A 321-nucleotide genomic window follows, 5' to 3' on the forward strand; every position below is an offset into this window, starting at 1 on the left:
AAGAACACGGTCAACACCATGGTCGACCAGCTGCGCTCCTTCGCCGCCGAAGTGACGCGGGTGGCGCGCGAGGTGGGCACCGAAGGCAACCTGGGCGGCCAGGCCGACGTGCAGGGCGTGGCCGGCACCTGGAAGGACCTGACCGAGTCGGTCAACTTCATGGCCGGCAACCTCACATCGCAGGTGCGCAACATCGCCGAAGTGACGACCGCGGTGGCGGCGGGCGACCTGTCGAAGAAGATCACGGTGGACGTAAAGGGCGAAATCTCCGAGCTGAAGAACACCATCAACACCATGGTGGACCAGCTGCGCTCCTTCGCC

General features: G+C 65.1%; 1 protein-coding gene. It reads left to right on the forward strand.

The features are described from left to right. A partial coding sequence (locus B0W80_RS34245) for a HAMP domain-containing protein (RefSeq protein WP_143684944.1) occupies window positions 1-321 on the forward strand: 321 nt, incomplete at both ends.

It is taken from the genome of Variovorax sp. KK3, from assembly GCF_001984055.1.
In the GTDB taxonomy this organism is placed as follows: domain Bacteria; phylum Pseudomonadota; class Gammaproteobacteria; order Burkholderiales; family Burkholderiaceae_C; genus Variovorax.